The sequence below is a fragment of the Kitasatospora sp. NBC_00315 genome (assembly GCF_041435095.1).
GTDB lineage: Bacteria > Actinomycetota > Actinomycetes > Streptomycetales > Streptomycetaceae > Kitasatospora.
Window position 1 is genome coordinate 4,816,346 of the sequence record NZ_CP108025.1, and the last position, 21,217, is coordinate 4,837,562.

The 21,217-nt window shown below is 71.8% G+C and carries 20 protein-coding genes; 12 read left to right on the forward strand and 8 right to left on the reverse strand.

Translation table 11 applies throughout. The features are described from left to right. Positions 1-61: 61 nt before the first annotated feature. Positions 62-1,324 carry a hypothetical protein gene (locus OG823_RS19835; protein WP_371480936.1) on the forward strand — a complete coding sequence of 421 codons (1,263 nt, stop codon included), beginning with the start codon at positions 62-64 and terminating at the stop codon, positions 1,322-1,324. A gap of 128 nt (positions 1,325-1,452) precedes the next feature. Here OG823_RS19835 and OG823_RS19840 read toward each other — a convergent pair whose 3' ends face one another. After that, positions 1,453-3,693 (reverse strand): transglycosylase domain-containing protein, encoded by a 2,241-nt coding sequence (locus OG823_RS19840; protein ID WP_371480937.1) that lies wholly within the window; start codon positions 3,691-3,693, stop codon positions 1,453-1,455. Between the two features lie 170 nt (positions 3,694-3,863). Beyond that, a complete protein-coding gene (locus OG823_RS19845; RefSeq protein ID WP_371480938.1) occupies positions 3,864-4,487 on the reverse strand; it encodes a hypothetical protein in 624 nt (207 codons plus the stop codon). Between the two features lie 326 nt (positions 4,488-4,813). Between OG823_RS19845 and hemL the strand changes: the two genes are divergently transcribed. From hemL to OG823_RS19885, 8 genes are all read left to right on the forward strand, one after another. Continuing rightward, positions 4,814-6,136 (forward strand): glutamate-1-semialdehyde 2,1-aminomutase, encoded by a 1,323-nt coding sequence (hemL, locus tag OG823_RS19850; protein ID WP_371480939.1) that lies wholly within the window; start codon positions 4,814-4,816, stop codon positions 6,134-6,136. Positions 6,137-6,221: 85 nt separating this feature from the next. Continuing rightward, positions 6,222-6,869 carry a histidine phosphatase family protein gene (locus OG823_RS19855; protein ID WP_371484549.1) on the forward strand — a complete coding sequence of 216 codons (648 nt, stop codon included), beginning with the start codon at positions 6,222-6,224 and terminating at the stop codon, positions 6,867-6,869. Between the two features lie 101 nt (positions 6,870-6,970). Further along, positions 6,971-7,594: a TlpA family protein disulfide reductase gene (locus tag OG823_RS19860; RefSeq protein WP_371480940.1), complete on the forward strand. Its 624-nt coding sequence runs from the start codon at positions 6,971-6,973 to the stop codon at positions 7,592-7,594. Beyond that, a complete protein-coding gene (locus OG823_RS19865; RefSeq protein WP_371480941.1) occupies positions 7,591-8,364 on the forward strand; it encodes a cytochrome c biogenesis CcdA family protein in 774 nt (257 codons plus the stop codon). Before OG823_RS19860 ends, OG823_RS19865 begins: the two co-directional genes overlap by 4 nt. A gap of 2 nt (positions 8,365-8,366) precedes the next feature. After that, a complete protein-coding gene (locus tag OG823_RS19870; protein ID WP_371480942.1) occupies positions 8,367-10,169 on the forward strand; it encodes a cytochrome c biogenesis protein ResB in 1,803 nt (600 codons plus the stop codon). A gap of 3 nt (positions 10,170-10,172) precedes the next feature. After that, on the forward strand, positions 10,173-11,315 hold the full coding sequence (gene ccsB / locus OG823_RS19875) for a c-type cytochrome biogenesis protein CcsB (protein ID WP_371480943.1): 1,143 nt from the start codon (positions 10,173-10,175) through the stop codon (positions 11,313-11,315). A 111-nt stretch (positions 11,316-11,426) separates the two neighbouring features. After that, positions 11,427-12,041: a hypothetical protein gene (locus OG823_RS19880; protein WP_371480944.1), complete on the forward strand. Its 615-nt coding sequence runs from the start codon at positions 11,427-11,429 to the stop codon at positions 12,039-12,041. Positions 12,042-12,181: 140 nt separating this feature from the next. Beyond that, the gene (locus OG823_RS19885) at positions 12,182-12,568 is read left to right on the forward strand and encodes a hypothetical protein (protein WP_371480945.1); all 387 of its coding nucleotides are present in this window, start codon (positions 12,182-12,184) and stop codon (positions 12,566-12,568) included. Positions 12,569-12,610: 42 nt separating this feature from the next. On the opposite strand, the gene OG823_RS19890 is transcribed toward OG823_RS19885, so the two are convergent. After that, on the reverse strand, positions 12,611-13,714 hold the full coding sequence (locus tag OG823_RS19890) for a ScbA/BarX family gamma-butyrolactone biosynthesis protein (protein WP_371480946.1): 1,104 nt from the start codon (positions 13,712-13,714) through the stop codon (positions 12,611-12,613). Between the two features lie 323 nt (positions 13,715-14,037). Here OG823_RS19890 and OG823_RS19895 point away from each other — a divergent pair, with 323 nt between their 5' ends. Further along, on the forward strand, positions 14,038-14,703 hold the full coding sequence (locus OG823_RS19895) for a ScbR family autoregulator-binding transcription factor (RefSeq protein ID WP_371480947.1): 666 nt from the start codon (positions 14,038-14,040) through the stop codon (positions 14,701-14,703). A gap of 13 nt (positions 14,704-14,716) precedes the next feature. Here OG823_RS19895 and OG823_RS19900 read toward each other — a convergent pair whose 3' ends face one another. The 4 genes from OG823_RS19900 to OG823_RS19915 form a co-directional block, all read right to left on the reverse strand. Beyond that, positions 14,717-15,346 (reverse strand): ScbR family autoregulator-binding transcription factor, encoded by a 630-nt coding sequence (locus OG823_RS19900; RefSeq protein WP_371480948.1) that lies wholly within the window; start codon positions 15,344-15,346, stop codon positions 14,717-14,719. Between the two features lie 302 nt (positions 15,347-15,648). Further along, positions 15,649-15,861, reverse strand: coding sequence for an acyl-CoA carboxylase epsilon subunit (locus OG823_RS19905; RefSeq protein WP_371480949.1), 213 nt, complete (start codon positions 15,859-15,861; stop codon positions 15,649-15,651). Between the two features lie 86 nt (positions 15,862-15,947). Continuing rightward, positions 15,948-17,549 carry an acyl-CoA carboxylase subunit beta gene (locus OG823_RS19910; protein ID WP_371480950.1) on the reverse strand — a complete coding sequence of 534 codons (1,602 nt, stop codon included), beginning with the start codon at positions 17,547-17,549 and terminating at the stop codon, positions 15,948-15,950. Positions 17,550-17,998: 449 nt separating this feature from the next. Then, the gene (locus OG823_RS19915; RefSeq protein WP_371484551.1) at positions 17,999-18,418 is read right to left on the reverse strand and encodes a PLD nuclease N-terminal domain-containing protein; all 420 of its coding nucleotides are present in this window, start codon (positions 18,416-18,418) and stop codon (positions 17,999-18,001) included. Positions 18,419-18,491: 73 nt separating this feature from the next. Here OG823_RS19915 and OG823_RS19920 point away from each other — a divergent pair, with 73 nt between their 5' ends. Both OG823_RS19920 and mqnP read left to right on the forward strand, forming a co-directional pair. Further along, complete coding sequence (locus tag OG823_RS19920) at positions 18,492-19,949, forward strand: menaquinone biosynthesis decarboxylase (protein WP_371480951.1); 1,458 nt, start codon at positions 18,492-18,494, stop codon at positions 19,947-19,949. Further along, positions 19,946-20,854 (forward strand): menaquinone biosynthesis prenyltransferase MqnP, encoded by a 909-nt coding sequence (gene mqnP / locus OG823_RS19925; protein WP_371480952.1) that lies wholly within the window; start codon positions 19,946-19,948, stop codon positions 20,852-20,854. Before OG823_RS19920 ends, mqnP begins: the two co-directional genes overlap by 4 nt. A 24-nt stretch (positions 20,855-20,878) precedes the next feature. Here the strand turns inward: mqnP and OG823_RS19930 are convergent, their stop codons facing one another. Then, on the reverse strand, positions 20,879-21,160 hold the full coding sequence (locus OG823_RS19930; protein WP_371480953.1) for a hypothetical protein: 282 nt from the start codon (positions 21,158-21,160) through the stop codon (positions 20,879-20,881). Positions 21,161-21,217: the final 57 nt, after the last annotated feature.

The following is a 21,217-nucleotide window of genomic DNA, read 5'->3' on the forward strand; positions in this document are numbered from 1 at the left end:
TATCGGTACAGAGTCGCGCGGTCATCGGCGGCGGAGCCCGGGTCCCAGGAGTCACGGTGCCATGAGCAGTCCATCCAGCACGACGCCCGAGGCCGCCCGGGCGGCCCTGCCCGCCCCGCGGCCGGCCCGTGAGCCGGTGCGCCGCACCCTCCGCCGGAGCGTCCGGCGCTTCGGCCCCGCTCTGGCCGCGTACGCGGCGGTGAAGGCGGCCGGGTTCGCCGTCTTCCTCGGGCTCCTGGCCCTCTCGGGCGACTACGCGGACAAGAACCCGGGCCGCGGTGGCGGGGCCACACCCTGGGACGTGCTCGGCAGCTGGGACGGCGTCTGGTACCAGCGGATCGCCCGTAACGGCTACCACCCGCAGCTGATTGCGCTCGAAGGCTTCCCGCACGCGACCCTCTACGAGAACTCGGCCGCGTTCTTTCCGCTCTACCCCTGGTCGATCCGGATCGTCTCGGCCTGTACCGGTCTCGGTTCCCACGGCGCCGGGATGCTGGTCGCCGTCCTGTCCTCGTTCGTCGCGGCGGCCGGGATCTACGCCGTCGCCGCCCGGGTCGGCGGTGTCCGGACGGGCGTGATCGCCGCCGCCGTGTGGGGCCTGTTCCCCGGCTCGGGCGTCGAGTGGGCGGTCTACTCCGACTCGCTCTACGTGGCCCTCGCGGCCTGGGCCTGCTACTGCGTGATGACCAGGCGCTGGCTCAGCGCGGGTCTGCTCACCTTCACGGCCGGTCTCGGCCGGCCGACCGCCGCGGTGCTCGTCGTGGCCGTGTCCGTTGCGGCGCTCGTCGCACTCGTCCGGCGTACGGACGGCATCGCGCGCCCCCTGGCCGCCATCCTCCTGACCCCCTGGGGCCTGATCGGCTACATCCTCTGGGTCGGCCACCAGGTGGGCGACTACGCCGGCTACTTCACCCTCCAGCGGGGTGCCTGGAACCGCTACGTCGACTACGGCGCGGCCACCGCCACGACCCTGGTCGACGTGATCCTCGGTCACTGGGACGGCTGGCAGGTCAACCCCGTGCCCGATCTGATCGCGGTCGCCCTGCTGATCACCCTGCCGGGCCTGTTCGTCCTGCTGCTGCGGACCCGGCCCCCGCTCGTGCTGGTGCTCTACACCGTGCTGACCGTGGCCGCCGCCCTCGGCAGCAACCAGATCTTCGACAACGTCTCGCGCTACCTGCTGCCCGCCTTCCCGCTGTTCATCGGTCCGGCCCACGCGCTGCGGCGGCAGCGATGGACCACCCTGGCCGGCCTCTTCGCGCTGCCCGCCCTCGCCGCCGGCTGGTACGCGGGCTACGCGCTGTTCGAACTCGGCGTGCCCTAGCGGCGCTCCGTCCGACATCGCGTCAGGCGGCGTGTGTGGCGACCGGCGGCCTGACCGGCCGTCCGACCGGGCGCTCCGACCGGGCGACCTGACCGGCCGTCCGGCCGGGCACGCTACGGCCGGGCACGCTACGGCCGGGTGGTCGCCCTGCCGTCGCGCGGGCGCCCGGAGGTGCCGGGGGTGGAGGGGCGGCCCGAGGGCGACGGATCGGCCCCGTCGGTCGGGGTGGCCCCGGGATCCGTCCGGGGCGCCGGGTCGGGGATGTCGGCCATCTGCAGGCGCTGCTTGGGGGTGCCCCGCAGTGCCTGGTTCATGGCGTCCCGCCAGATCGGACCGGGGCCGCTCGCCCCGAACACCTCGCGGGTGAACTTGCCGTTGATGGTGATGTTCCGCATCTCGACGCCGCCGGCCGGGCCGCCGAGCCAGACCGCGGTGGCCAGCCGGGGCGTGTAGCCGTCGAACCAGGCGGCCTTCTTCTGGTCCGAGGTGCCGGTCTTGCCGGCGATCTGCCGCCCGTCGTCGAGCCCGAGGTCCGCGCCGGTACCGGTCTCCGTCACGCCGTTCAGGATGGTGTTGATGACGTCGGCGGTGCTCTCGGAGAAGGCCCGGTCGCAGTGCGGGGCCGGGACGGGGACGTCCTTGCCCTGCACGGTGGTGATCCGGCTGATCGCGAGCGGTGCGCAGTACATCCCCCGGGCGGCGAAGGTGGCGTAGACGTTCGCCATGGTCAGCGGGCTCATCTCCTCGACGCCCAGCGCCATCGCGGGGACCTCCTCCAGCGGCTTGCCGCTGGCCTTGGCGGTGATGCCGAGCTTGTTGGCCATCTGCTTGACCGGGCAGAGGCCGATCTCCTGCTCCATCTGCACGAAGTAGGTGTTGACCGAGCGGGCCATCGCCTCCTTGAGCTCGTAGGGCCCCTTCTCGTTCGCGGACTCGTTGGGGACGCTGCGCCCCTTGCCGGTCACGGTGTTGCGCCAGGTGCCGTCGCAGGTCTTCATCGTCGGGTAGTCGAGGCGGTTCGGTGCCGAGTACGACTGGGTCGGCGGGAGTCCCGCCTCCAGTGCGGCGGCCGCCACGATCGGCTTGAACGTCGAACCCGGCTGGAAGCCGTTGCCGCCGCCCATCGCGTAGTCCACGTTGAAGTTGACCACCGTCTGGTTCTTGGTCGTGTCCAGTCCGTACGGGCGGGTCTGCGCCATCGCCAGGATCCTGCCGGTGCCGGGCTCGATCATGGTGGTGGCGGCCGAGACGGTGTCCGTCACCCGGACGTTCGAGCTCACGGCGTCCTGCGCGGCGGCCTGCTTGTCCGGGTCCAGGGTGGTGTAGATGTTCAGGCCGCCCTGGTCCCAGAGCTTCTTGCGGTCGGCCGCGGTCTTGCCGAAGGCAGGGTCCTGCTTGACCACGTGCCGGACGTAGTCGCAGAAGAAGCCCATTCCGGCGCCGGCGGTGATGCAGCCGTTCTGCGGGCTCCGGTACGCGAGCCCGAGCGGGGCGGCCTTGGCGTCCCTGGCCTGGTCCGCCGTGATGTGCTTGTTCTCCAGCATCTTGTCGATGACCACGTTGCGGCGGGTGGTCGCGGCCTGCGGGTGCAGCTTGGGGTCGTACTGCGACGGGTTCTGCACCAGTCCGGCCAGGGTGGCGGCCTCGGGGACGGTGAGGTCCTTGTCGCTCTTGCTGAAGTAGCGCTGGGAGGCGGCCTCGACGCCGTAGGCGCCGTTCCCGTAATACGTGATGTTGAGGTAGTTGGTGAGGATCTGGTCCTTGGTCAGATCCTCCTCCAGCTTGATGGCGTACTTCAGCTCCTGGATCTTGCGGCCCAGGGTCTTGCGCTGCGCCTCCTGGACGGCGGCCACGTCGTCGCCGGCCTTCTCGACGTTGACGTTCTTCACGTACTGCTGGGTGAGCGTCGAGGCGCCCTGGGCGGTGGTGCCGCTCTCGGCGTTCTTGCTCGCCGCGCGGAGCACGCCCTTGAGGTCGACGGCGCCGTGCTCGTAGAAGCGCGCGTCCTCGATGTCGACCTGGGCCTGGCGCATGATCGGCGCCATCTGCTCCGCGGTCAGCACCGTCCGGTCGCGTTCGTACACCTTGGCTATCAGGCCGCCCTTGGCGTCGAAGATCTGGGTCGCCTGGGTGAGCGGCGGCGCCTTGAAGTCGTCCGGGATGTCGTCGAAGCTCTCTGCGGTGTTCTTGGCGGTCAGCCCGAGCGCGCCGACGGCGGGCAGTGCCATGCCCGCCAGCAGGACGCCGGCCAGCACGCTGGCACCGAGGAAGGTCCCGCCGTACCCGGCCAGCCGGCCCGGTGAACGGCGTCGGCGCCGGACTTCGGATGTGTCGGGGGACTCGGGGCCCGCGGGGCGCGTCGATGCCATGGCTGCACACTATGTCCCCGCAAGTCGACCATGGGGACAAGTGTTCGCACACAGCTGTCACAACCGTGCGACAACTTCATCACGTCAATCTTTCTGCCCCGGTCCGCCGGTGAGGATCCGTCAGCCCGCGACCGCCGCCGCGCGGAGCGCCCCGCGGCGGCGGACCGCCGTCAGGGCCAGACCAGGCAGTACAGCTGGTGCCCCGCGTCGTGCAGGCGGTTCGCGAAGTCCTGCCACTCGTGCAGCATGCTGTAGATCACGAAGGCGTCGCGCGGGCCCCGGCGGTCGGGGACGGTGGACCAGATGAAGGCGGCGGCGCCCAGTTCGGTCTCGTCCGCCTTCCGGAGGGGCTCGACGACGATCTGGGGCAGCTGGACGACGGCGTAGTCGGGATGCAGGACGACGAGCTCCAGTGGCGGCACCTGGTGCAGCGGGACGCCCTGGATGCCGGTGAGCACCATGGCGCTCATGGTCTCCGGCTTGATCTTGGTGGAGAGATGGCCGTTGGGTGAGCCGCTGGTCTCCATCAGGTCGCCGAGCCGGCCGAGCGCGCCGAGCTCGCCCGCGTCGAGGCCGAGGCCGCCGGGGCCGAGGGCGGTGGGGACTCTGGCGGCGGTGGCGCGATCGGGTGCGCCGAAGTACTTGTAGGTCACCCCCACGCGTCCCTCACCCCGTCTTCCACTGCCACCTGCACCCGTACCCGCTCCCGTACCCCCGCGCGCCGCCCTGGCGGACCGGCGGGAGCCGCGCGCGATCTCGTCGTGGCCGTCCTGCGCCTCGGACACTCGGACCATCCTCACCGGAATTCGCCGGAATCGACAGACCCCCGCACGTCCGGCGTCCCTCCCGGACGTGCCCCTTACCCGTCATGCGCCGTCGTACACGGTCGCTGGTGAAACCCGTCCAACCCGTTCAGAACCGCAGCATCCGACCGTGTGCACGGTCGGTTTCGCGCAGTCCCTGTGCACAGCATCTGCGCACAGTCTGACCGGTCCGGTCAAGGCAGCCGTCAGCGCCCTTGCCGTACGGACCACCGTACAGACAAGGCACACGGATCATCGTTCCAGATGATCGGGTCCGACATGCAGAGGTGAAGGACACGATTTGAGACCATGTCCGGGTGAGCTACCCCTACGAAGCACCTCAGTCCCAGTCGCTGTTCGACCGCGCCTCGGTCGTCACCCCGGGCGGCGTCAACTCTCCGGTGCGCGCATTCCGCGCGGTCGGTGGCACGCCGCGGTTCATGGTGTCCGGAAACGGCCCCTACCTCACCGACGCCGACGGCCGTGAGTACGTCGACCTGGTGTGCTCGTGGGGACCGATGATCCTGGGCCACGCCCACCCGGCGGTGATCGACGCCGTCCAGCAGGCGGTCACCCGCGGCACCTCCTTCGGCACGCCCGGGCAGGGCGAGGTCGAGCTGGCGGAGGAGATCGTGGCGCGGATCGCGCCGGTCGAGCAGGTCCGGCTGGTCTCCTCCGGCACCGAGGCGACCATGTCGGCGATCCGGCTGGCCCGTGGCTTCACCGGCCGCGCCAAGGTGGTCAAGTTCGCCGGCTGCTACCACGGCCACGTGGACGCGCTGCTGGCCGCCGCGGGTTCGGGCGTCGCGACCTTCGGCCTGCCGGACACCCCCGGCGTCACCGGGGCCCAGGCGGGCGACACCATCGTGCTGCCGTACAACGACCTGGCCGCCGTCGAGCAGGCGTTCAAGGCGCACCCCGGCGAGATCGCCTGTGTGATCACCGAGGCCTCGCCCGGCAACATGGGGGTCGTCCCCCCGCTGCCCGGCTTCAACGGCGGCCTGGCCCGGCTCTGCCGGGAGAACGGCGCGTTGTTCGTCTCGGACGAGGTGATGACCGGCTTCCGCGTCTCCAGGGCCGGCTGGTACGGCCTGGAGGCCGCGCACGAGGGCTGGGCGCCGGATCTGCTGACCTTCGGCAAGGTGATGGGCGGCGGCTTCCCCGCGGCGGCCTTCGGTGGCCGCGCCGACGTGATGGGCCACCTGGCGCCGGCCGGCCCGGTCTACCAGGCGGGCACGCTCTCGGGTAACCCGGTCGCCACCGCCGCCGGCCTGGCCCAGCTGCGCGGCTGCACCGACGAGGTGTACGCCACGGTGGACCGGGTCTCCGCCGAGGTCTCCGGCCTGGTCGAGCAGGCGCTGACCAAGGAGGGCGTGGCCCACCGGGTGCAGCGGGCCGGAAACATGTTCTCGGTGTTCTTCACCGAGGAGCAGGTGAACGACTACGACCAGGCGAAGCGGCAGCAGGCGTACCGTTTCACCGGCTTCTTCCACTCGATGCTCGCCCAGGGCGTCTACCTGCCGCCGTCCGCCTTCGAGTCCTGGTTCGTCTCGGCGTCCCACGACGAGCGGGCGGTCGAGCGGATCGCCGCCGCCCTGCCGGCCGCCGCCCGCGCGGCCGCCGAGGCCCGGCCCGCGTGAGCGCCGTGGCCCCGCACCCGTCCATCCCAGCAGCCCGCCAGGAGAACTTGAAGTGAGCGCCAAAGAGATCACCGTCGTGCACCTCATGCGCCACGGTGAGGTGCACAACCCGGAGGGCATCCTGTACGGGCGCCTGCCGGACTACCACCTGTCCGAGCTCGGCCGGCAGATGGCCGACCGGGTCGCCGAGGACCTCGCCGGGCGGGACATCACCCACGTGGTGGCGTCCCCGCTGGAGCGGGCCCAGGAGACCGCCGAGCCGATCGGCAAGGCGCACGGCCTGGAGGTGGCGGCCGACGAGCGGCTGATCGAGGCGGACAACATCTTCCAGGGCAAGACCTTCGGGGTGGGCGACGGCTCGCTGCGCAACCCGGCCTACTGGAAGTACCTGACCAACCCGTTCCAGCCGTCCTGGGGCGAGCCGTACATCGAGCAGGTGGTGCGGATGATGGGCGCGCTGGCCGCCGCCCGGGACGCCGCGCGCGGGCACGAGGCGGTCTGCGTCAGCCACCAGCTGCCGATCTGGACGGTCCGCTCGTTCGTCGAGAAGCGCCGGCTCTGGCACGACCCGCGCCGCCGCCAGTGCTCGCTGGCCTCGCTGACCAGCTTCACCTACGAGGGCGACAAGATCGTCTCGGTCGGCTACCGCGAGCCGGCCCGCGATCTGCTCCCGGCGCACCTGGTCGGCAAGGGCGGCAAGGGCAAGCCGGTGGGTAAGAGCTTCGGGGCCTGACCACCCCGGCGCCGCATGGCGCAGTCGCAGGTCAGAGGGGGTCCGACACGCAAGGTCGGACCCCCCGAAACCTGCCTGGACTCTCATGCGAAACTTTTCACATGTCTGGCACGACGCGTCCCCGCCTCCGTCTCGCCGCAGCTGTCGCCGCCGCTGCCGCGCTCGCCCTCACCGGTTGCTCGTCGTCCGGTTCGTCGGGCAGCGCGGACGCCCAGACCGGGTTCATCGCCGGCAAGGGCGGTGCCCCGGACACCGCCGCCGTCGGCCACCGCAAGCAGGCCCCGGAGATCTCCGGCACCACCCTGGACGGTGCCAAGGCCGCGCTCTCGGACTACCGGGGCAAGGTCGTCGTGCTGAACGTCTGGGGCTCCTGGTGCAACCCGTGCCGGGCCGAGGCGCCGATGCTCCAGCAGGTCTGGGACGCCCACAAGGGCCAGGACGTCCAGTTCCTCGGTATCAACACCCGGGACACCGACCCGGCCAACGCGGTCCGGTTCGAGCAGGAGAAGGGCGTCACCTTCCCCAGCCTGTACGACCCGAGCGGCACCCAGATCCTGAAGTTCCCCAAGGGCACCCTCAACCCGCAGTCCATCCCCACCACGCTGATCATCGACCGCGACGGCAAGGTCGCGGCCCGCGCGATGCGGGCCCTGTCGGCCGACGACATCGAGGCGATGCTCAAGCCGGTGCTGGCCGAGCAGGCGACGCCCGCGGGGCAGCAGTGAGCACCCTGCTCGCGCTGGGCGACGCCTCCCGGACCGTCGAGAGCGGGGCCATCGTGCTGGCCGTGCCGGTGGCGCTGGCGGCCGGCCTGCTCTCGTTCTTCTCGCCGTGCGTGCTGCCGCTGGTGCCGGGCTACCTCAGCTACGTCACCGGGTTCTCGGCCGCCGACCTGGCCACCGCCCGGGGCGGGCGGCGCGGGCGGATGCTGCTCGGGGCGGTGCTGTTCATCCTCGGCTTCACGGCGGTCTTCGTCTCCACCGGCGCGCTGTTCGGCTACTTCGGCCAGACGGTGCAGCAGTACAAGGGGACGATCGACCTCGTCCTCGGGGCGGCCACCATCGTGATGGGGCTGGCCTTCATGGGCCTGGTGCCGGGCCTGAGCATGCGCGAGGTCCGCTCGCACCGCCGTCCGGCGATCGGCCTGGCCGGTGCGCCGCTGCTGGGCATCGTGTTCGGCGTCGGCTGGACGCCGTGCATGGGCCCGACGCTGGGCACGATCCTGAGCCTCTCCGCGAACCAGGCCGACGCCGCCCGCGGCGCGCTGCTGGTGACCGTCTACTGCCTCGGGCTGGGCGTACCGTTCATCCTGGCCGCGCTGGCCTTCCGCCGGGCGCTCGGCGCGTTCGGCTGGGTCAAGCGGCACTACCCGCTGGTGATGCGGATCGGCGGCGGCATGCTCGTCGTCGTCGGCCTGCTGCTGGTCACCGGCGCCTGGGACTCGCTGGTGAGCGAGATGCAGGTCTGGTCCGGCGACTTCTCGATCGGAATCTGAGCGTGAGCGACACCAAGACAGACGCCGGGGCGGCCCCGGAGGCCGACTCCGGTCCGTACCTGCCCGACGAGGACGAGCGCAGCGCCGAACGTCTGACCACCGCGCCGGTCGAGTCGGACGGCCCGACCGGCATAGGCGTTCTCGGCTGGCTCCGCTGGACCTGGCGCCAGCTCACCTCGATGCGGGTCGCGCTGATCCTGCTGTTCCTGCTCTCGCTCGCGGCCATCCCCGGCTCGCTGATCCCGCAGAACGGCCGGAACGCCTTCAAGGTGCAGGCCTGGAAGGCCGCGCACACCACGGTCGCGCCGATCTACCAGAAGTTCCAGCTGTTCGACGTCTACAGCTCGGTGTGGTTCTCGGCGATCTACATCCTGCTCTTCACCTCGCTCGCGGGCTGCATCATCCCCCGGACCTGGCAGTTCGTCGGGGTGCTGCGGGCCGCGCCGCCGGCCGCGCCGCGCAACCTGACCCGGATGCCGGTCTACGCCGCCTGGCGAACCGACGCCGATCCGGAGGCGGTCAACGCGGCCGCGCTGAGGCTGCTGCGCAAGCGGCGCTTCCGGGCGAAGTCGGCCGGCGGCTCGGTGGCGTCCGAGAAGGGCTACCTGCGCGAGGTCGGCAACCTGCTCTTCCACCTCTCGCTGTTCGCGCTGCTGGCCGGTTTCGCCTGGGCGAGCCTGGCCAGCGGGCAGGGCGGCAAGCTGGTGATCGAGAAGCAGGGCTACGCCAACACCATGACGCAGCTGGACGACTTCACCGGCTCGGCGTTCTACGGCTCGGAGGATCTCGACTCCTTCGGCTTCGACCTGGACAGCTTCACCGCCCGGTACCAGACCTCGGGCGCGCAGGTGGGCAGCGCCCGTGAGTTCACCGCGCACATCCGGTACTGGAAGGGCAGCGACGACACCGCGCTGACCAAGGGCGACATCCAGGTCAACCACCCGCTGGAGATCGGCAGCAGCAAGGTCTTCCTGATCGGCCACGGCTACGCGCCGGTGGTCACGGTGAAGAACGCCAAGGGCGAGACGGTCTACTCGGGCCCGACCCCGTTCCTGCCGCAGGACTCCAACCTCACCTCCACCGGTGTGGTCAAGGTGCCCGACTACGGCTTCAGCGACAAGGACGGCAAGAAGATCAAGCTCGCCTTCCAGGGCTTCTTCCTGCCGACCGCGCCCGCGAACTTCGACCTGACGACCGGGCCCCGCTCGCTCTTCCCGGACACCGCCGACCCCTTGCTGGTGCTCAACGCCTACGTGGGCGACGCCGGCGACTCCGGGCTGCCGGAGAACGTCTACCAGCTGGACAGCCGGGGCATGACCCAGCTCAGCCAGGACGGTGACATCGCCAAGGTGAAGCTGAAGCCGGGCCAGGGCTGGGAGCTCCCGAACGGCTACGGGACCATCACCTTCGACGGCTACCAGCAGTGGGCCAGCTTCACCGTCTCGCACCGCCCGGGCAACTCGATCGCCCTGGCCGGAGGGGTGTGCGCGATCCTCGGCCTGATCGGTTCGCTGTTCGTGCAGCGCCGCCGGATCTGGGTGCGGGCGGTCGCGATGCCGGACGGCAGCACGCTGGTCGAGCTCGCCGGGCTGGCCCGCAGCGAGTCGGCCAAGATCGCCGAGGAGCTGGCCGAGCTCGCGGTCGACCTCCAGGACGACGCCCCGGCGCTCGACGACCCCGCCGAAGCCGAAGCCGAAGCCGAAGCCCAAGCCCAAGCCGGAGCCGGAGCCGGAGCCGGAGCCGAGGCCGAAGCCGCCACCACCACAGACCCCGCTGTCCCTGCCGACCCTAACTCCAAGGAGTAGACGGTGCATCTCGCCTCGGCGGTCGACCCCAGCCTGGCCGACCTCTCCAACAAGCTCATCTACTCGGCCATGGCCGTGTACCTGATCGCCATGTTCGCCTACATGTTCGAGTGGACATTCGGCAGCAAGGGCGCGATCGCCGTCCGCTCCTCCGAGCAGTCCAGCCTCGCCGAGACGGTGGCCGCGGCCGCCGCCCCCCAGCAGGCGAAGGCCGCCAAGAAGGTCACCGTCACGGTGGCCTCGGCCGGTGGCGGCACCACCACGCTGACCCGTACCGCCCTCGCCGGCGAGGGGGCCACGGTGGTCACCAGCGGCCGCGCCGAGGGCGAGGAGGTCGACGGCCCGGGAGCGGCCGGCGGCAGCGAGAAGGCCGACCTCTCGGGTCGGATCGCCATCTCGCTGACCGTCCTCGGCGCACTGGTGCACGCGGGCGGGGTGGCCGCCCGCGGCCTCTCGGTGATGCGCTGGCCGTGGGGCAACATGTACGAGTTCTCCTGCGCCTTCGCGCTCACCATGGTGCTCGCCTACCTCGGCCTGCTGGCCGCCAGGAAGCCGGTCCGCTGGCTCGGCCTGCCGGTCATGGTGGCCGCCCTGCTGACCCTGGGCGTGGCGATCTCGGTGCTCTACACCGACTCCGAGCAGCTCGTCCCGGCGCTTCACTCGTACTGGCTGGCGATCCACGTCTCCACCGCCACCATCTGCGGCGGGGCCCTCTACGCGGGCTTCATCTGCACGGCGCTCTTCCTCGGCAAGGACACCTACGACAAGCGCGTGGCGGCCGGGCTGACCACCGGTCCGTTCGGCACCCCGGCCTCGGTCTGGCAGCGGCTGCCCGCCGCGTCCACGCTGGACAAGCTCTCGTACCGGATCAACGCGCTGGTCTTCCCGCTCTGGACGTTCACCATCATCGCGGGCGCGATCTGGGCCGAGGCCGCCTGGGGCAAGTACTGGGAGTGGGACCCGAAGGAGACCTGGTCGTTCATCACCTGGGTCGCCTACGCGTGCTACCTGCACGCCCGCGCCACCGCCGGCTGGAAGGGCCGCAAGGCCGCCTACCTGGCGCTCGCGGCGTTCGCCTGCTGGCTCTTCAACTACTACGGCGTGAACATCTTCGTCACCGGGAAGCACTCGTACGCGGGCGTCTGACGGTCCTACGCTCCAGCGGCCCGGTGCTCCGAGGATCGGATGCCGGGCCGCCGGGGTGAGCGCACCGCTTCGCGTGCCGGACCGCCGGTGCGATCTCAGGGGAGGGGAACGGTGGCCGAGGAGAAGGCGGTCTGCCCGGGATGTGACCGGGCGGACGACACGATGACGGTCCGGGCCGGGTACCAGGACGGCGAAGGCCGGGCGGGCGCGCCGCCGTGGCACCTGCTGGCGCCGCCGCCGGTCTCCGGGCCATCGCCCGAGCCGGGGCCGAGGTGGGGGTACGCGGTGCTCGCCGGGCTCGGTGGCCTGGGGCTGCTCAAGGTCCTGCTCGGGGTCACGGCGCACGGCCTGCCGTACGGCGCCGGCCCCTACGGGACGGGTGCACTGTTCGGCGCGGCGCTGTTCCCGCTGGTCCTGCTGGGCGTCTTCGGGACGCGCTACGCCGTGGTGAGCGCCCGGAACGAGGAGCGGCTCGCCGCCCACCGGTGGGAGACCGAGCATCGCAGGCGCCGGATGGCGGTCTGGGAGGCGGCCCTGCTCTGCCGGCGCTGCGTGGTGGTCTTCTTCCCGGACGGGGCGCTGCGGCCCGACTTCCCCGCCTCGCCGGCCATCGCGCCGGCGCAGTTCCCGGCGATGGTCGCCACGATGGCCGAGCGGGCGTTCGGCGGGGCGCACATGACGGCGCAGGTGGTGGCGCGGGGCTCGTCGAAGGCGCCGGCCGGCTGATCCGGAGGGCGTCGGGAGCGGAGTCGGGCAGCGACGAGCGGTGTCCGGATATGCGGCAGTTTGTGGCAGGGTATGTGCGCAGGCAACGGGCCTGGCACGGGAGCGTCGAGGAGGATCGCGCAGTGGAGTGCGACGAGGTCATGGTGACCGTCCGAATCACCGCCGCCGAGCGGACGCTGCTCCGCAGGCTCGCGCAGGGGCACCACAGCGACCTGTCCGAGGTGGTGGCGGACGGGCTGCTGGACGTCATCCCCACGTTGTCCGGCCAGAGCGACGCCTACCGGCTGCTGGCCGCCCTCGCGGTGCCGGCGCCCTGCGCGCTGACGGTCTGGCTGCCCGCCCCGCTGGCGGATCTGCTCGTCCCCGGTGCGGCCAGGATCGCCCAGGTGACGGGTGTGCGGATCGGCTCGGCGAGCGCCATGCTCGGCGCCGCCGTGCGGCTGTGGCTCACCCAGGATCCGAATCGGCTCGCCGCCAACCTCAGCGTCATGCACGCCGGCCGTCCGCGGGCCCTCGCGGTGGCCTGAGCGGCCGGGCCCCGGCCGGGTACTCGCTCGGGGCCCGGCGGGTCAGGAGGCGACCGGCAGGCCCCGCCCGCGGGTGACGCCGCCGGACTCGCCGAGTCCGTCGGCGCCGCGGCCGCCGTGACCGGCCTCCCGGCGGCCCGGTCCGCCCTGCGCCGTCGCGTCCTGCGCCGGCGCGGGGCCGCGCAGGGCCGGCGCGGGGCTCAGCGGTTCGGTCAGCAGCCGGCAGTCCGCCGCCGTGCGTCCGTCCTGTTCCAGGGCCACCCGTACCGGTACCCGCCGGGCATCCGGGCCGGGTTCCGTCCAGGCCCGGACCAGGCAGGGCCGGTCGAGCTCGATGTAGCGGGCGAGCCCGGCGGCGGCCTCCACCGGGACGACGGGTTCGGGGTGGCGAAGCCGCTGGGCCGCCTGCCGGGCGGCCTCCAGGACGAGCATCGCGGGCACGTGGTCGAGCGGGCGGTCGAACAGCACCGGATGCCGGGCGTCGGTGCGCAGCAGCCAGCTGCCGGGCTGGCGGGCCGGCGTCAGCACCACGTCCGAGGGGTTCGCCCGGCCGACGAGCTCGGGAACGGTCGGAGTGCCGGGGACGAGCGGGACGGGCAGCGCCCCGCCGAGGCCGCGCAGGTGCTCGTACGCGCGCGGGGCGAGCACCGTGAGATGCCCGGAGCCCCGGCCCACCGGCCGGCCGTCGCGTTCGGCCTCGACCTGGAGCCGCAGGGAGACCAGGCGTCCGTGCCGCATCCGCACGTCCTGGCAGGCCACCCTGAGCATCAGTGAGGCGGGGCCGGTCCCGATGGCCAGGCCGGCCAGGTCGAGCGAGTAGGACAGCTCGTCCACCGTGAAGTGATGGCCCTGCGGTGTGCCGAACCCCACGTGGCCGATCAGCAGGCCGGCCTGACGGATCGTCTCGGCGAGCAGCAGGGGGTCGTGCCGCTCGTCGCCGGGCAGCCGGTAGAAGCCGTGCGAACGCGGCCATTGGGCGCCGAGCAGGAAGTCGTACGGGCCGGTGGCCTGCCAGCCGGTGATGAACACCTCGGAGACGGTGGCGCGGTGGACCAGGTGCCGGGAGACGGTCCGCTCGTGGAAGTCGTAGCCGACGCCCGGGCCGGGGTAGAGGCCGTCCTCTCCCGGAGCTGAGATGGCTGGCATGGCGGGCCCACTCCGGGAGTCGGTCGACGGGGGCCGCGGGCGCGCGGCCGGGCAAGAACATACATACCACCCGGTTTGTCTGTGCTGCCGGGGGGCGTCCGGGGCGTGCACCGGCCACCGGTGAGGGCGCGGGAGGCGGGCGCACGGCGGGATCGCACCGCCCGCCGCCCAAACACTACTTGGCGCGGGATAGATTAGAAACCAACCATGCGGTTTAGACCGGTCGGTCTGGGACCATGGCGGTGAGGTCACCGGTGGTGCGGGGCGCCGGGGCGGTCCAGGCAGGCGGCGGGCGCTCTGCCGGTCGAGAGGGAGGGGCCCACGTGGCCAAGCAGGAGCGTGCGGAGCGTACCAGGCAGGCGGTTCTGCTGGCGGCGGCGCACACCTTCGCGGACGCCGGGTTCGAGGCGGCCAGTCTGGTGGACATCAGCAGCCGGGCCGGGGTCAGCAAGGGGGCCCTGTACTTCCACTTCATGTCCAAGCACGCCCTGGCGGACGGGGTCCGGGTGGCCGCCTGGCGGGTCATCGCCTCCGCGCTGCTGCGCACCCGGCGGGACGACGGCTCCGGCATGCAGAGTCTGCTGAACTTCGCCCACGAGCTGGCCGGACTGCTGCGCGACGACATCGTGGTGCGGGCCGGTGTGCAGCTCGGCCACCCCGGGCCGGGCGGGCTGGGCGCCCCCTACTCCGGCGGGGACCTGATGGGTGTCACCTGGCGCGGTTGGACGGTCATGATGCGCCGGCAGCTGGACCGGGCGAGTGCGGCCGGCGAGCTGCGGCCCGGCCTCGGCGGCCGGGAGGCGGCCGAGCTGCTGACCACGGTCGCGGCCGGTCTGGTGCTGCGTTCCTGGGTGGATCCCACCGTGCTCGGCCGGGAGGCGGTCGGCGGCGTGCTGACCGCCGTGCTGCCCGCCCTGGTGCCGTCCGACCGCTGCGCCGACTACCGCACGGAGGGGCCCTACCCGGTCGACGCCCCCTGCCCGGCCTGAGCGGCCGGCCCGCTCAGGTCTGCCCGGCCGCGTCCTCGGGCGGCCGCACGACCAGCCGGGCCAGCGTCTGCGGCCGGACGAGGCCGGGCAGCAGCAGCGTCCAGAGGTCGGCCATCCGTGCCAGCAGGTCCTGGCGGTCGGTGAGGACCTGCGAGGTCAGCTGGATCCCGGTGACCGCTCCGACGATCACGTCCGCCGCCCCGGCGACGTCCAGGCCCGGGTGCAGTTCACCGGCCTCCATCGCGCCCCGCAGCAGGGCGGTCGCCGCGTCGGACCAGCCGCGGTAGGCGGCGATCTGCGGCTGGGTGAAGGTGCCGTGCTCGATGGTCAGCCGGATGCTGCCGCGCACCAGCGGATCCTCCCGCAGGGCCCGGGCGAAGGCGTACCCCAGGTCGATCATGGCCTGGGCGGGACTCTCGGTGGTCGGCCGCCAGGTCGCGAGCCAGGCCGCCTGTTCGTCGATGACGGCTCTGGCGAGCTCCTCCTTCGAAGCGAAGTGGAAGTAGAGCGCGCCCTTGGTGACGTTCGCGCGGCTGAGGATCTCGGCCATCGTGGCCGCGGCGTAGCCGCGCCGGTCGAAGACCTCGGCCGCGGCGCGGAGCACCGTCTGCCGGGTTTCCAGGGCACGGGCCTGCCGGGCCATCGCAGCCTCCTCGCTCGGTGGTCCCCGTCGCTACCGGGGTGAGGTCGACGGGAGCCGGTGGTCTGGGCGGGAGTGTCACCAAACCGTACGGTAGGTATTCTACAGAGCGGCCAACTTCCCGTCCCTGACCAGCGATCGAGCACCGGAGCGGCGCCGAGCACCGAGCGGCGTCGAGCGCCGAGCACCGCCGAGCACCGGAGCGGCGCCTGCGGCGGGACGCGCAACGGCCCCCGCCGCCCGCGGCTGCGGGACGGCGGGGGCCGTGGAGAGCGGAGCCCCCGGTGCCGGGTCGGTGCGGCCGGTTACGCCGCCTGCTGCCAGCTGACCGGGGAGAAGTACGGCTGGTGCCGCTCCAGGCGCTTCCAGCCGGCCACCGGCTCCACCGGTGACGCGGCCGCGGCGGCCTGCTGCGCGACAGCCGCGCGGGCCAGCAGCACGGCGGTCAGAGCGGCGAGCTCCTCGTCGGTCAGCGAGCCGCGGACGATGCGGACAAGGGGTTGGTCGGAAGCGCTCATGGCCTGGTTTCTCCCCCGGACGAATGGGTGGTGCAGGGTGGTGGTGCGGGCGCGCCGTGCGATCGGAGTGCGCTGCGGACCGACCGCTACATCGGCGGGTTGCCGTGCTTGCGGCTGGGCAGGTCCGCGTGCTTGGTTCGGAGCATCGCGAGTGAGGAGGCGAGCACGGCGCGGGTCTCGGCCGGGTCGATGACGTCGTCCACGAGGCCGCGCTCGGCCGCGTAGTACGGGTGCATCAGCTCGCTCTTGTACTCCTTGATCTTCTGCGCCCGCATCGCCTCGGGGTCCTCGGCCCCCGCGATGTCCCGCCGGAAGATCACGTTGGCCGCGCCCTCGGCGCCCATCACCGCGATCTCGTTGGTGGGCCAGGCGAAGGAGAGGTCGGCGCCGATCGAGCGGGAGTCCATCACGATGTACGCGCCGCCGTACGCCTTGCGCAGGATCAGCTGGATCCGCGGCACGGTGGCGTTGCAGTAGGCGTAGAGCAGCTTGGCGCCGTGCCGGATGATGCCGTCGTGCTCCTGGTCGACGCCGGGCAGGAAGCCGGGGACGTCGAGCATGGTCACCAGCGGGATGTTGAAGGCGTCGCACATCTGGACGAAGCGCGCGGCCTTCTCCGAGGCGTTGATGTCGAGCACGCCGGCCAGCGACTGCGGCTGGTTGGCGATGATGCCGGTCACGTGGCCGTCGATCCGGGCCAGCACGCAGAGCACGTTGGTCGCCCAGCGCTCGTGGACCTCCAGGAACTCGCCGTGGTCGACGATCTCCTCGATCACCTTGCGCATGTCGTACGGCCGGTTGCCGTCGGCGGGCACCAGGTCGAGCAGCGAGTCGTTGCGGCGGTCCACCGGGTCGTCGTTGACGGCCGCCGGGGGCATCTCGCGGTTGTTCTGCGGCAGCAGCGACAGGAGGAAGCGGACCTCCTCGATGCAGCTCTGCTCGTCGTCGTAGGCGAAGTGCGAGACGCCGGAGACCCCGGAGTGCACGTCGGCGCCGCCGAGGCCGTTCTGGCTGATCTTCTCGCCGGTGACGGCCTGCACCACGTCCGGGCCGGTGATGAACATCTGCGAGGTCTCGCGGACCATGAAGATGAAGTCGGTCAGCGCGGGGGAGTACGCGGCGCCGCCGGCGCACGGGCCGAGCATCACGCTGATCTGCGGGATGACGCCCGAGGCGCGGGTGTTGCGCTGGAAGATGCCGCCGTAGCCGGCCAGCGCGGTGACGCCCTCCTGGATGCGGGCGCCGGCGCCGTCGTTCAGCGAGACCAGCGGGGCACCGGCCGCGATGGCCATGTCCATGATCTTGTGGATCTTCTGCGCGTGGGCCTCGCCCAGCGCGCCGCCGAAGATCCGGAAGTCGTGGGCGTAGGTGAAGACGGTCCGCCCGTGCACGGTGCCCCAGCCGACGATCACGCCGTCGGTGTGCGGCTTCTTCGCCTCCAGGCCGAAGCCGGTGGCGCGGTGCCGGCGCAGCGGCTCGACCTCCCGGAAGGAGCCCGGGTCCAGCAGCAGGGCGATCCGCTCGCGGGCGGTCAGCTTGCCCTTCGCGTGCTGCGCCTCGGTCGCCTGCTCGCTCGGCCCGGCCAGCACCTGCTCGCGCAGGACGTGCAGCTCGGCGACCCGCCCACGGGCGTCGGCCGGGATCGCGGGGATCTCGTCACCGACCGGTGCCTCATGCACAACCGTCATCTCGAACCACTCCAAGGGTGAGGGATCTGTCCGACAGCCAACGTCTGCTGTGCCCCCGGCTGCGAATCACTTCTTCAGTTACTGACTCTACGAGGCACGGCAGCTTGGTTTCGGCGTCGATTCCGTACAAGGTCGCGAGCGATTAGATGTCAGTCCTGAACAGAAAACGTGCCCCTGGGGCCCGCGCTGTCAGTATCGGTACGAATGCTCACCGTTACCGGGCCCGCTGATCTGGGAAGACGTGAACATGCAGGTCAGAGCCGACATCAAGGGCTCGTCGCCGATGCTTTCAGGCTCGCCTCGAGGCTGACCGGAGTCCGCCTCGGGTGATGGCAAAGGGAGTGGCGCCGTCCGTTAAGTCGTAGGGAAGCGCCAAAAAGTCGGCGCCCCGCTCGTGGTGCCACCGGGTGGGCTGTCCGAGGGAGGGCGAGCCGTCCGAGGGGCTGCGGTCAGCCCCGACCACCGGTGTCCGGGTCGTCGGTGCTCCGGAGCTCCTCCTCGCGGCGGCGCAGATCGGCCTCCCACTGCTTGAGCATGTCCTCGTGCTTTTTGTTGTCCTTCTTCAGTGAGGCGAGAAATTCGGGGTCGTCGTCGGGTGCGAGCGACCGACCGGCCCGCGGACGCTCGTGCTCCGGATATCCGGCCGTGCCCTCGGGCCAGGCCGCCCGCCGCCGCTGTGCCCCGGTCCGCTCCTTGCCGGCGACCAGCCAGGCGACAGGGCCGAGCAGCACCTCGCCGAAGAGCAGGATGATGATCACCCAGACGACCTTCGGCAGATGCCTGACCTCCTCCTCGGGAGTGGTGAGGCAGTCGATGAACGCCCAGATCCACAGGGCGAGCACGAGCAGGAACGGCAGCATCCTCAACACGGCGGTGATCTCCCCCGGAGACAGGTGGGCCCCTTGACCGGGCCAGGCTATCGGGTGGCGGATACTGACAGGCATGGCATACGACGATCTCCGCTCGTTTCTGCGGGCGCTCGAACGAGAAGGCGACCTCCGGCGGATCAAGGCCGAGGTGGACCCCTACCTGGAGATCGGCGAGATCGTCGACCGGGTGCAGAAGGCCAAGGGCCCGGCGCTGCTGTTCGAGAACGTCAAGGGCGCCTCGATGCCGCTGGCGATGAACGTCTTCGGGACGGAGCGCCGGCTCGCCAAGTCGCTGGGGCTCAAGGGCCCGGAGGAGATCTCCGAGAAGATCGCCGGCCTGCTGAAGCCGGAGCTGCCGCAGGGCTTCACCGGCTTCCGGGACGCCTTCGGCAAGCTGGCCTCGATGGCGCACGTACCGCCGAAGCACGTGAAGGCCGGCGACGCGCCCGTCCAGGAGGTCGTGCTCACCGGCGACGACGTCAACCTGGACGACCTGCCGGCACTCTTCACCTGGCCGCTGGACGGCGGCTCCTTCTTCAACCTGGGTCTGACCCACACCAAGGACCCGGACTCGGGCATCCGCAACCTCGGCCTGTACCGCCTCCAGCGGCACGACCGGCGGACCATCGGCATGCACTGGCAGATCCACAAGGACAGCCGCAACCACTACGCGGTCGCCGCCAGGCGCGGTGAGCGCCTCCCGGTCGCGATCGCCTTCGGCTGCCCGCCCGCCGTCACCTACGCGGCCACGGCGCCGCTGCCCGGGGACATCGACGAGTACCTGTTCGCCGGCTTCGTGGCCGGTGAGCGGGTCCGGATGGTCGACTGCAGGACGGTGCCGCTGCAGGTGCCCGCCGACGCGGAGGTCGTGCTGGAGGGCTGGCTGGAGCCCGGGGAGATGCTCCCCGAGGGCCCGTTCGGCGACCACACCGGCTTCTACACGCCGCAGGAGCCGTTCCCGGCACTGACCATCGACTGCGTGACGATGCGCAAGCGGCCGATCCTGCAGTCGATCGTGGTCGGCCGCCCGCCGACCGAGGACGGCCCGCTGGGCAAGTTCACCGAGCGGTTCTTCCTGCCGCTGCTGAAGATCATCATTCCGGACATCGTGGACTACGACCTGCCCGAGGCCGGCGGCTTCCACAACTGCGTGATCGTCTCGATCGACAAGAAGTACCCCAAGCACGCCCAGAAGGTCATGCACGCGATCTGGGGCGCCCACATGATGTCGCTGACCAAGCTGATCATCGTGGTGGACGCGGACTGCGACGTGCACGACTACCAGGAGGTGGCCTGGCGGGCGCTGGGCAACACCGACTACAGCCGGGACCTCTCGGTCGTCGAGGGCCCGGTCGACCACCTCGACCACGCCTCCTACCAGCAGTTCTGGGGCGGCAAGGCGGGCATCGACGCGACCCGCAAGCTCCCCGAGGAGGGCTACACCCGCGACGGTGGCTGGCCCGAGATGGTCGGCTCCGACCCGGAGACGGCCGCCCTGGTCACCAAGCGCTGGAAGGAGTACGGGCTGTGAGCGCCACCGCCGACCTCTTCGAGGCCCCGCCGCCGAACAAGGCCAGGGCCTTCCTGCGGCTGGTCATGATCGAGCACTCGGTGTTCGCCCTGCCCTTCGCCTACATCGCGGCCCTCACCGCGATGTTCCGCACCGATGCGCGGGTGCACTGGTCCACCCTGCTGATCGTGACCGTCTGCATGGTCGGCCTGCGGACGTTCGCGATGGCCGCCAACCGGATCATCGACCGCGAGATCGACGCCCGTAACCCGCGCACCGCCGGGCGCGAACTGGTCACCGGCGCCGTCTCGATGCGCACCGCGTACACCGGCTCGGCGATCGCCCTGGTGGTCTTCCTCGGCGCCGCCGCCCTGCTCAACCCGCTCTGCCTGGCGCTCGCCCCGGTCGCCGTCGTCCCGATGGTGGTCTACCCGTACGGCAAGCGCTTCACGGACTTCCCGCACGCGATCCTGGGTCTGGCCCAGGCGATGGGCCCGGTCGGCGCCTGGCTCGCCGTCACCGGCACCTGGTCCTGGGACGCCGTGGTGCTCGGCCTCGCGGTCGGCATCTGGATCGGCGGCTTCGACCTGATCTTCGGCTGCCAGGACGTCGCCGCCGACCGCGCCGACGGCGTGCGCTCCGTCCCCGCCCGCTTCGGCGTCGCGGGCGCCCTCTACGGCGCCCGGGCCTGCCACGTCCTCACCGTCCTGCTGCTGGGCTGGTACGCCGTCCTCACCGACGCCGGTCCGGCCTTCTGGGTGGGTCTGCTGGTGGTGGTCTGCGCGTTCGTCTACGAGCACTCCATCGTCAAGCCCGGCGACCTCTCGCGCCTCAACCGGGCGTTCTTCACCACCAACGGCTTCGTCGGCATCTCGCTCTTCTTCTTCGCCCTGCTCGACCTCGTGATCCGGGGGCTGGGCGTCTGACGGCCCGGCCCCCGGCCCCGGCGCTCAGGCGTCGATCTCGCACCACAGACCGGTACGGCTCGAATGGCCGTACCGGTCCGCCGCGTTCAGCACCGGCAGCGCGGCCGCCTGCGCGTCCCGGCCCGCCGGCGTGGCGGCCGCCAGCCGGTAGCCGGTCGCCGTCCGGCTGAGCCGGATGTCGGTCCGGGTGGCCGCGGCCAACAGCAGGCTCAGGCCTCTGGCCCGGACCAGGACGGGGGCGGCGAAGCCCGTCAGCACGGCGAGATCGGCCAACAGGGCCCGCGCCCGTGAACGTCCGATCCGCATCAGCCGGCCTGCTTCCCGGCCCCGGCCGCCGCCGGGCCGACGTCTTCGGGCAGCGCC

What these genes read in the sequence shown, in the direction of transcription:
- OG823_RS19840 (WP_371480937.1), bottom strand. Translation starts at nt 3,693, where the DNA reads ATGGCATCGACGCGCCCCGCGGGCCCCGAGTCCCCCGACACATCCGAA.
- OG823_RS19900 (WP_371480948.1), bottom strand. Translation starts at nt 15,346, where the DNA reads ATGGCCCGGCAGGCCCGTGCCCTGGAAACCCGGCAGACGGTGCTCCGC.
- OG823_RS19855 (WP_371484549.1), top strand. Translation starts at nt 6,222, where the DNA reads ATGCGCCACGGTGAGGTGCACAACCCGGAGGGCATCCTGTACGGGCGC.
- OG823_RS19845 (WP_371480938.1), bottom strand. Translation starts at nt 4,487, where the DNA reads ATGGTCCGAGTGTCCGAGGCGCAGGACGGCCACGACGAGATCGCGCGC.
- OG823_RS19860 (WP_371480940.1), top strand. Translation starts at nt 6,971, where the DNA reads ATGTCTGGCACGACGCGTCCCCGCCTCCGTCTCGCCGCAGCTGTCGCC.
- OG823_RS19910 (WP_371480950.1), bottom strand. Translation starts at nt 17,549, where the DNA reads ATGACGGTTGTGCATGAGGCACCGGTCGGTGACGAGATCCCCGCGATC.
- OG823_RS19920 (WP_371480951.1), top strand. Translation starts at nt 18,492, where the DNA reads ATGGCATACGACGATCTCCGCTCGTTTCTGCGGGCGCTCGAACGAGAA.
- OG823_RS19835 (WP_371480936.1), top strand. Translation starts at nt 62, where the DNA reads ATGAGCAGTCCATCCAGCACGACGCCCGAGGCCGCCCGGGCGGCCCTG.
- OG823_RS19885 (WP_371480945.1), top strand. Translation starts at nt 12,182, where the DNA reads ATGGTGACCGTCCGAATCACCGCCGCCGAGCGGACGCTGCTCCGCAGG.
- OG823_RS19930 (WP_371480953.1), bottom strand. Translation starts at nt 21,160, where the DNA reads ATGCGGATCGGACGTTCACGGGCGCGGGCCCTGTTGGCCGATCTCGCC.
- OG823_RS19890 (WP_371480946.1), bottom strand. Translation starts at nt 13,714, where the DNA reads ATGCCAGCCATCTCAGCTCCGGGAGAGGACGGCCTCTACCCCGGCCCG.
- OG823_RS19905 (WP_371480949.1), bottom strand. Translation starts at nt 15,861, where the DNA reads ATGAGCGCTTCCGACCAACCCCTTGTCCGCATCGTCCGCGGCTCGCTG.